The following is a 7881-nucleotide window of genomic DNA, read 5'->3' as shown; positions in this document are numbered from 1 at the left end:
GCACAGCCGCTTGACGCCGAAGGCGCCACGGTGATCGTCGACGAACTGGAAGCGGCTGCTCACCAGCTGGTCTCCGCCGCAAAATACTTCGCGGCCCTCCGCAGGATCTCCCGCTCAAGCTCGAGTTCCTTCACCCGTGCCCGCAGCTGCCGGTTCTCCTTCTCCATCGCGGTGGCCTCCACGGCCCCGGGCCGGGCGGCCTGCTCGGCGTCCCGCACCCACGTGCGCAGCGTCTCGTGGTTGACGCCCACGTCCTTGGCCACCGACGCATACGTCCCACCCGGACTGGCGTGGTACAGCGCGACGGCATCGGCCCTGAACTCAGGCGATTACTTCGATGTCCCCAACGCGAACTCCTGTCCTATGGATCTTCACGATCCAATGATCAGGGTGTCCACGATCAAGGGGAAACGCCCATTCATGTCCGCCGCATTGGGTGGACACCCACAGTCCGCAGGGGCTGCCTGTCGGCATCGCAGCTGCTCAAGCACCGACTGCAGCCCGGCGCTGCGTCTCCCATGCTGGAATGTCAGCCCCTCAACCTGCTCGGCGAACGTTTTCTGCGGGCAAGCGCCCTGGCGGCAGCGGAACCGGCGGACCCGTAACTCGATGACCACGGGACGGCCTCCGACCGCGCTGTCGGCGAGCCGACGTACGTACCGGCTGTGCACCCGGGCCGACGTCGTTCCGCAGGCAGGGCACACAGCCCGGTCCGCTGACGCACGGGCCTGAACGACCACGAACTCACCGTCGCATACAACATCTTCGATCACAGCGCCTTCGACCCGGTGGAACCACAGGTCCTGGAGGAATACATCAGCCACGGCCGTTCATGATCGCGGTTGTGGTGACCCTCCGTGGCCTGAGCACGGAAAGTGATCCAGAACCCAGGTTCGAAGACCGCCGACAATCCCCTGCAGATGCCGCATCGTGGGGTTGTCCCGCTGGCCTTTACGCAGCAGCCAGACATAGCTGCCGGAGATCGACGCCCCGCTTGCCGCGATGGCCTGGGCTACTTCCTCTGTGCCGTACGGCCCACGTCCGGGTGGAATGACCGTCTCGAACAAGTGCTCCAGCTTGCTGGCCAGCGTGCGCCCCCCTTTCGGGCCGCGCTCGCTGTCCATAGCCATCTCCGTTCTGGCGTTTGAGCTGCACTCCGGTATATCGGACAACCATGGAAGCTCTTCCATCAGTTGACTGCACGCATATGCCAACAGTGGCATCTCACACCGCCGGTCCTCACCTAAGCTTGGCTTTAAACTCCACCAAGATCATTTCTTGGTGGGGTTTGTCGTTCGCCTGACAGCTGGACGGCCTCTGCTTGATCATGTGTTTCCGCCAAGAGACACGTTGATCAACCAAAGGCCGTGATGGACAGTCTGCAAGATGGCGCCGTGCGCGTCGAGGCCCTGGCCGGGTTGTCCCGGTTTCGCCGTGAGCTGTACGAGTGTCTGACGGTGCGGGCGGATGCCCTGTTCGAGCTCATGGATGCGGTGCTGTGCGCCGACGGGCCGGTGACGTCCCTGCCGGAACTCTCGCTGTCGGGGGTGCATCGGCGCGGGCACGGAGCGATGTACGACGCGCTGGCCCAGGGACACATCAACGCCTCCCGGCTTCGGATGGCGCTGGCCGGACTGCGGTTGCCGCGCGGGACGGACGGGCAGCTGTCGATCGCGTTGGACGTCACGCCGTGGCCGCGTCCGGATGCCGAGTGCTCGCCCGAGCGGCTGCACTGCCACCGTCCGTGCCGGTGCGACGGGGTGCGTCAGACCATTCCGGGCTGGCCCTACCAGGTCGCGGCGACCCTCGGCGGCGGCCGCTCCTCGTGGACCGGCCCGCTGGACGCGGTGCGATTGGGGCCCGAGGACGATCCCACCGAGGTCACCGCCGCCCAGATCCGCGACCTTGTCGCCCGCCTGGAGAGGGCCGGGCAGTGGCACCCGGGCGACTTGCCGGTGCTGTTCGTCCTGGACTCCGGCTACGACATCGTGCGCCTGACCTGGCTGCTGCGCGAGGAGCCGGTGCGGCTGCTGGGACGCATCCGCGCGGACCGGGTGATGCGCGCCCCGGCCGGCAAGCGCCGCGGGACGAACCCCGGGCGCCCGCCCCGACATGGAGCGGAGTTCCGCCTGGCCCAGGCCGCGACCTGTCCGGCGCCGGTCCAGGAGTCGGCCGGCGTCCACGACCGCTTCGGCCAAGTCCTCGCCCGCTGCTGGGGCCGCTTGCACCCCAAGCTGGACCGGCGCGGCTCCTGGGCTGACCACGAAGGCGAACTCCCCATCGTCGAGGGAACGTTGGTCCATCTGGCGGTCGAGCGCCTGCCCGGCAATCGCGACCCCAAGCCGCTATGGCTGTGGCACAGCGACCCCGACGCCACCGCGCACAACGTCAACCGCCTCTGGCGGATCTTCCTTCGAAGGTTCGATATCGAGCACACTTTCCGCTTCTTCAAGCAGACGCTCGGCCTGACCCGACCCCGCTTGCGCACCCCCGAACAGGCCGACCGGTGGGTGTGGCTGATCCTCGCCGCCTACGCGCAACTCCGTCTCGCCCGGCCCCTGGCCGAGGACCTGCGGCGACCCTGGGAGAAGCCCCTGACACCGGATCAGCTCACCCCCGGCCGGGTCCGACGGGGCTATCCCCGCATCCGACGGACCGTGGGCACTCCAGCCCGCGCGCCAAAAGCCTCCCACCCCGGCCCAGGCCGCCCCAAGGGCCGCACCTCCACACCCGCACCCCGCCACCCAGTCGGCAAGAAACAGCGCAAAACGGATATGCCTAGATGCGGCGGGGCCGAGCAGCAGCCTTAAAGATCAAGCTAAGGGAAACCGCCTTTGAGGTCCATCGTGAGTCGAACGAGTCCGGGCGGCGCGAAAAAGTCGGCGTCGAGGGCGGGTTGTTCATCGGCGGTGCGGGCGTCGCCGATGAACATGTCGCGGCCGCGGAGTCCTTTACCCCCACGCGCGGATGCCTCGGCATGAAGGTCACCAGTAGTGATCGTCGGCACGGTGCACACAAGTTCTACCGGCGCCGCGGGTACGTCGACGAAGCAGGGAAGTCGTCCCGGTTCCTGCGACCTCCAAGGTCCCGGACCACGTCGTCGACCGTCCACTCCGCGACGCGGATGTCCGGCTCGCCCCGGCAAGCTACGTGAGCGCGGCGGCGACCTCGTCGAGACACGCACCGCGGGAAGCCTTGACGAGGACCACGTCGCCTGCGGCAATGTGGCCGCGCAGCCAGTCGACGGCCGCGTCGTTGTCGGCCAGCGCCACCGCCGCCTCTCCCGCGCCGGCGGCGATCGAACGGCCGCCCGCGCCGACGGTCGCCACCACGTCGGCCCGGGCGGCGGCGTACGCGCCGATTGCACGGTGCTCGGCCTCGCTCTCCTGCCCCAGCTCGAGCATTTCGCCGAGGACGGCGATGCGACGCCCGCCCTCGATTGCTGCCAGCGCGTCCAGGGCGGCGCGGGTCGAGTCGGGGTTGGCGTTGTAGGAGTCGTTGAGCAGCATCGCGCCGCCGGCGAGGTCGCGCAGCTCCATGCGCCACTTCGACAGCGAGACTGTGCCCAACGCCGCCGCGGCCACCTCCAGAGGTATGCCGGCCGACAGCCCCGCCGCCGCGGCAGCCGCCGCGTTGAGTGCCTGGTGCGCACCCACGAGCGGCAGCGCGACGCGAGCCGAGGCGTCGGCGGTCCGCAGCGTGAAGGACGGCCGGCCGAGCCGGTCCAGCGCCAGGTCGAGCACACGTACGTCGGCGTGCTCGGCCCGCCCGAAGGTCACCACCGGACCGTCGGTGAGCGCGCGCATCGCGACCCCCCGGGGATCGTCGGCGTTGAGGACGGCGGTCCCGCCGGGCGCCAGCCCCTCCACCAGCTCCCCCTTGGCCTTGGCGATGGCTCCGCGCGACCCGAACTCACCGAGGTGTGCCTTGCCGACGTTGAGGACGACGGCGATGTCAGGCGCGACCAGGCCCGCTAGCTCGGCGATGTCGCCGATGCGGCGAGCTCCCATCTCAAGGACGAGGTACTGGGTGCCCATGTCGGCGCGCAGCATGGTGAGCGGTACACCAAGCTCGTTGTTGAGCGAGCCGATGGTGGCGACCGTCGGCCCGGCATTCGAAAGCACGGCAGCCAACAGGTCCTTGGTGCTGGTCTTACCCTGGGAGCCGGTCAGCCCCACAACGGTCAGCCCGTTGCGCAGCTGGGCCACGACATGGGTGGCGAGCGTCTGCAGCGCCGCCTGGACATCGTCGACGACGATGGTGGGCAGCGGAGTGGGCTGGGAGCCGAGCACAGCCACCGCCCCTGCCTCGCCGGCCTGGTCGGCGAAATCGTGGCCGTTGGCACGCTCCCCGGCCATGGCGACGAAGAGGCCGCCCGGCTCGGCCAGCCGACCGTCGAGCACGGCCGGCGCGGTCACCGTCACTGCGTCGTCGCCCGCGACCGTCCCGCCGACGACCGCAGCAATCTCGCCGAGGCTGAGCGGAACGATGCCCACGCGGCGCGGGAGCCGGCGAGCGGGAGCGAGGCCGGCGAGGTAGAGGTACGAGGAGGCTGGTTCGCTATAGGTCACGCCTCAAGTCAAGGCGGTGTGGTGTTGCTAGCGTGTATGCGGTTTTCAATACACTGACGATACGCTACCCATCGGTAGCATATCGTGGGCATATCGAAAACCTCATACGTTCCGGCAACGCCACGCCGCCTTGACTGTAGGCATGACCTACAGCGAACCAGCACACGCGGCGGTCGGCCGCACCCAATCGCTGACGTCCTCGCATCCCACAGCCGTCGCACCCACGGGAGTCACGGTTTATGGGTGTGGGAAGGACGAGGCCGCCTTGTTCCGAGAGATGGCGCCTCGCGTCGGCGCAATTCCCACCATCACCGAGGCAGCGGTATCCGAAGCCAACGTTGAATTGACAAACGGAAACCGATGCATCAGCGTCAGCCATAAAACTGGCATCGCAAATTCCACTCTTCTTGCACTCAGCCGGGCAGGCGTGGCTTACATCTCCACAAGAAGCGTGGGATACAACCACATCGATGTGGGGTACGCAGCGAGCGTCGGCATCTCCGTGGAAAACGTCGCCTATTCACCCGACAGCGTGGCCGACTACACATTGATGCTGATGCTGATGACGGCGCGACACGCAAAGTCCATCATCCGTCACGCAGATGTGCACGATTACCGGTTGAACGACGTCCGCGGAAAAGAGCTTCGCGATCTGACCATCGGAGTCGTGGGAACGGGGCGCATTGGCGTAGCAGTCATGGACAGGCTGCGGGGTTTCGGATGCCGGACATTGGCCCATGACAGTCACCCCACGACCGAGGCCGATTATGCCCCTCTCGATAAATTGCTGCAGTTGAGCGACATCGTAACGCTCCACACGCCGCTCACCGCGGATACACACCACCTCCTGAATCGCCACCGCATCGAGCAGATGAAGCACGGCTCATGCATTATCAATACTGGACGCGGTTCACTTATCGACACCGAGGCCCTTGTTTTCGCATTGGAAAGCGGCCGTTTGGGCGGTGCCGCGCTGGACGTCCTCGAAGGAGAGGAAGGAATCTTCTACACCGATTGCCGAAACAAACCAATTGACAGCAAGGCGTTGTTGCGGCTGCAAGAGATGCCGAACGTGATCATCAGTCCGCACACCGCCTACTACACAGACCACGCCCTGAGCGACACGGTCGAAAACTCCATCACCAATTGCCTGAAATTCGAAAGCAGGAACCAGCATGGATAAGCTCAACGTCGGAATCGCATTCGGGGGCTGCTCCGAAGAACACCCCATCTCCATCAAATCTGCGCAAGAGGTCGCAAAAAATATCGATCTCGACAAGTACGAACCCTTTTACATCGGGATCACGAAGAGCGGTGCTTGGAAACTTTGCGACAGCCCTGGCCCAGACTGGGAGAGCGGCAGTTGTCGTCCGGCGCTGTTGTCACCGGACAGAAGCGTACGCGGATTGCTCGTCCTGGAGCAGGGGCGCTACAGCACGATCAATCTGGACGTCGTGCTGCCCATCCTGCACGGAAGACTTGGTGAAGACGGCGCGATGCAAGGCCTGTTGGAGCTCACCGGCATCCCCTACGCGGGCTGCGACGTACAGAGTTCCGCTCTGTGCATGGACAAGTCCCTTGCTTACCAAATAACCAGGAGCGCGGGAATCGCCACACCGAAATTCTGGACCGTTGCGGCGAACGAGAATATTGATCCCGAGCAGCTGACGTATCCCGTCTTTGCGAAGCCGGCCCGTTCGGGGTCGTCCTTCGGCGTCAGCAAGGTATCGCAAAAGGAAGAACTGCTGCCTGCGGTGGAAATCGCGCGACAGTACGACTCAAAGGTGCTCATCGAAGAGGCTGTCGTCGGCAGCGAAGTCGGATGCGCCATCCTGGGGAACGAACTGGATTTGATCGCAGGCGAGGTGGATCGAATCGCGCTGTCGCACGGGTTCTTCAAGATCCATCAGGAGAAAGACCCGGAGAGCGGATCCGAGAACTCAACGTTCATCGTTCCCGCCGACATTTCAGAAGAGTCGCGCTCGCTCGTTCAGGAGACGGCAAAGACCATCTACCGCGCCCTGGGATGCAGCGGCCTGGCACGAGTGGACATGTTCCTCAAGGAGGATGGAAGTGTCGTCCTCAACGAGGTCAACACATTGCCTGGCCTGACCTCCTACAGCCGTTATCCAAGGATGATGGCGGCTGCAGGGATTACGCTGACCGAAGTGATCGACCGGATGGTGACGTTGGCACTGACGGGGAAAATCCGATGAATGACAACTTTGCCTTCCTGGACGAATGTGCACCCGGAATACGCTGGGATTCCAAGTACGCCACCTGGGACAACTTTACCGGCAAACCCGTGGACGGCTACCTGGCCAATCGAATCGTCGGCACCAGGCCTTTGTTCGCAGCCCTGGAAAGGGCGCGAGAAGAGGCCCGCTCCTATGGCTTTGGCCTGCTCCTCTGGGATGGATACCGCCCTCAACGCGCCGTAGATTGCTTTGTGCGCTGGTCGAGGCAGCCGGAGGATGGCCGCACGAAGCAGCGACACCATCCGCATATCGACAGAGCCGATATGTTCGAGATGGGATATGTCGCCACAAAGTCCGGCCACAGTCGGGGCAGCACCGTCGACCTGACTCTCTACCACATGGCCACCGGAGAACTCGCCGCCATGGGCGGTGACCACGACTTGATGGATCCGATCTCGCATCACGGAGCACAAGGGGTCACACAATCCGAGGCGCGAAATCGACAACACCTCCGCTCCATCATGGAGGCCTGCGGTTTCAGCCCATACGAGTGGGAATGGTGGCATTACACCCTGAAAGACGAACCTTACCCGGACACCTATTTTGACTTTCCCATCACGTAACTGAACCGGACCGAGAAGTCGAAGTCGTCGAAGCGCTACGAGCGACCGCGGTTCCAGTTGCGCGACTCACGCGAGAAAGGAAATGTCATGTCAGAGCACCATTCCGACTGGTGCCTCCGGTGTGGGCACAACCATCGCCACGGGCCGACGGGGGATCTGAGCGGGGCGATCCCGCTGTTCGAGCGGACCCTCTCCGACACCGTACGGGTGATGGGCGAGGACCACCCTGACACGCTGACCGCCCGCAACAACCTCGCCTACGCCTACCAGTCGGCCGGGAACCTGAACCGGGCCATCCCGCTTTTCGAGCAGACCCTCTCCGACACCGTACGGGTGCTCAGTGAAGACCACCCTGACACGCTAACCGCCCGCAACAACCTCGCCTGCGCCTACGAGTCGGCCGGGAACCTGAACCGGGCCATCCCGCTTTTCGAGCAGACCCTCTCCGACACCGTACGGGTGCTCAGTGAAGACCACCCTGACACGCTA

Annotated in this window: 8 protein-coding genes and 1 pseudogene; 5 read left to right on the top strand and 4 right to left on the bottom strand. The window is 64.9% G+C overall.

Annotation, left to right across the window (positions count from 1 at the left end):
- Positions 1 to 59: 59 nt before the first annotated feature.
- From ACFVYE_RS46975 to ACFVYE_RS46965, 3 genes and pseudogenes are all read right to left on the bottom strand, one after another.
- Positions 60 to 317 (bottom strand): annotated as a pseudogene (locus tag ACFVYE_RS46975) (transposase); the annotation flags it as partial.
- Between the two features lie 54 nt (positions 318 to 371).
- Positions 372 to 704: a transposase family protein gene (locus ACFVYE_RS46970; RefSeq protein WP_389609705.1), complete on the bottom strand. Its 333-nt coding sequence runs from the start codon at positions 702 to 704 to the stop codon at positions 372 to 374.
- Positions 705 to 830: 126 nt separating this feature from the next.
- Positions 831 to 1124 carry a hypothetical protein gene (locus ACFVYE_RS46965; protein WP_389609701.1) on the bottom strand — a complete coding sequence of 98 codons (294 nt, stop codon included), beginning with the start codon at positions 1122 to 1124 and terminating at the stop codon, positions 831 to 833.
- Positions 1125 to 1370: 246 nt separating this feature from the next.
- On the opposite strand from ACFVYE_RS46965, the gene ACFVYE_RS46960 reads away from it, so the two are divergent.
- A complete protein-coding gene (locus tag ACFVYE_RS46960) occupies positions 1371 to 2810 on the top strand; it encodes an NF041680 family putative transposase (RefSeq protein WP_389609699.1) in 1440 nt (479 codons plus the stop codon).
- Between the two features lie 336 nt (positions 2811 to 3146).
- On the opposite strand, the gene murF is transcribed toward ACFVYE_RS46960, so the two are convergent.
- Positions 3147 to 4490 (bottom strand): UDP-N-acetylmuramoyl-tripeptide--D-alanyl-D-alanine ligase, encoded by a 1344-nt coding sequence (murF, locus tag ACFVYE_RS46955; protein WP_389609703.1) that lies wholly within the window; start codon positions 4488 to 4490, stop codon positions 3147 to 3149.
- A 223-nt stretch (positions 4491 to 4713) separates the two neighbouring features.
- Here murF and vanH point away from each other — a divergent pair, with 223 nt between their 5' ends.
- From vanH to ACFVYE_RS46935, 4 genes are all read left to right on the top strand, one after another.
- Positions 4714 to 5754, top strand: a complete 1041-nt coding sequence (gene vanH / locus ACFVYE_RS46950) for a D-lactate dehydrogenase VanH (protein WP_389609697.1) — start codon at positions 4714 to 4716, stop codon at positions 5752 to 5754.
- Positions 5747 to 6787: a D-alanine--(R)-lactate ligase gene (gene vanA, locus ACFVYE_RS46945; RefSeq protein ID WP_389609695.1), complete on the top strand. Its 1041-nt coding sequence runs from the start codon at positions 5747 to 5749 to the stop codon at positions 6785 to 6787. The genes vanH and vanA overlap by 8 nt, the downstream gene beginning before the upstream one ends.
- Entirely contained in the window at positions 6784 to 7392 is a 609-nt protein-coding gene (gene vanX / locus ACFVYE_RS46940) for a D-Ala-D-Ala dipeptidase VanX (protein WP_389609693.1), read from the top strand. The genes vanA and vanX overlap by 4 nt, the downstream gene beginning before the upstream one ends.
- 87 nt (positions 7393 to 7479) lie before the next feature.
- On the top strand, positions 7480 to 7881 hold a 402-nt coding region (locus tag ACFVYE_RS46935; protein WP_389609691.1), incomplete at its 3' end, for a tetratricopeptide repeat protein.

Origin of the sequence: Streptomyces sp. NPDC058239 (genome assembly GCF_042882185.1) — a bacterium.
In the GTDB taxonomy this organism is placed as follows: domain Bacteria; phylum Actinomycetota; class Actinomycetes; order Streptomycetales; family Streptomycetaceae; genus Streptomyces.
Note: the sequence above shows the minus strand (reverse complement) of the source record. Positions and strands in the feature narration are given on the sequence as shown.

What these genes read in the sequence shown, in the direction of transcription:
- ACFVYE_RS46965 (WP_389609701.1), bottom strand. Translation starts at nt 1,124, where the DNA reads ATGGACAGCGAGCGCGGCCCGAAAGGGGGGCGCACGCTGGCCAGCAAG.
- vanA (WP_389609695.1), top strand. Translation starts at nt 5,747, where the DNA reads ATGGATAAGCTCAACGTCGGAATCGCATTCGGGGGCTGCTCCGAAGAA.
- vanH (WP_389609697.1), top strand. Translation starts at nt 4,714, where the DNA reads ATGACCTACAGCGAACCAGCACACGCGGCGGTCGGCCGCACCCAATCG.
- vanX (WP_389609693.1), top strand. Translation starts at nt 6,784, where the DNA reads ATGAATGACAACTTTGCCTTCCTGGACGAATGTGCACCCGGAATACGC.
- ACFVYE_RS46960 (WP_389609699.1), top strand. Translation starts at nt 1,371, where the DNA reads ATGGACAGTCTGCAAGATGGCGCCGTGCGCGTCGAGGCCCTGGCCGGG.